General features: G+C 37.4%; 1 protein-coding gene. It reads left to right on the top strand.

Annotated features, from left to right (window positions below; translation table 11 throughout):
* Positions 1-975 (top strand): DUF1542 domain-containing protein (locus H3T43_RS09275; RefSeq protein ID WP_198214169.1); only part of this gene is annotated, 975 nt, incomplete at both ends.

Here is a 975-nt window from a genome sequence, read left to right as displayed (position 1 = left end):
TTGCACAAGCAGATAAAGATATTGAAGCAGCGACAAGTGTAGATTCAGTCAACAGCATTAAGGATAAAGCTATTAGTGACATCAATGTAATTAAAGCAAATGCAGATAAAGATGCTGCAATTAAACTAGATAATGAAAAGAAAGATGCAATTACCGCTTTAACTAATAAGCAAACTGAAGTTAAAGCAGGCATCGATGCGTTATCAAATGTCAGTGATGAAAACAAGGCCGCTTTAAAGGATAAAGTAGATAGTTATTACCAAGATGCAGCTAATAAGATTAAAGACGCAAGTACAACAACTGCAGTTCAGGTTAACAATGCTAAACAAGAAGGTATTGATAACATGGACAGGGTTCTTAAAGATGCACAGGCTTTGGATACAGCTATTAAAAATGATCAAAAGAAGTTAGATGATCATGCGACTGAAGCAATTGACAGAATTAATAAATCTGATTTATCTGATGCAGACAAAGACAAGGCTGTAGCAGCTATAAGTAAAGCTTGCGATAATGCTAAAACAACAGTAGGCGAGCAATCGACGATTGAAAAAGCAGATGCGGCTGAAAAGGCTGGAGAGAGTGCGATTGATACGGCTGAAAAAGCAGCTGCCGAAGCCGATTTGGCAACATCAAAACTCACTGAAAAAATTAAAGTTGATACTATAGCAGATAATGCTAAGAACCAACTTGATAGTGACTATAACAAATTGACTTCTGATGAAAAGAAGGAAGTTAAAGATAAGTACGATGAGGCTAAAGCAGATATTGATCAGGCCAAAGCTGACGCTGAAAAAGCAATTGAATCAGCAACTTCTAAGCAAGAAGTAAAAGATGCTTCAGAAAAAGCTCAAGCAGACATTACTCAAGCAAAGTCAGCAGCTGAACTAGCGTTTACGAAAGTAGCGGCAAAAGATGCAGTTAAAGCAGTAGCAGACGAAGTCAAGAGCGGCTTAAAGAAACAAGAAGACAAAGACA

Origin of the sequence: Lactobacillus sp. M0396 (genome assembly GCF_016101625.1) — a bacterium.
GTDB lineage: Bacteria > Bacillota > Bacilli > Lactobacillales > Lactobacillaceae > Lactobacillus > Lactobacillus huangpiensis.
Note: the sequence above shows the minus strand (reverse complement) of the source record. Positions and strands in the feature narration are given on the sequence as shown.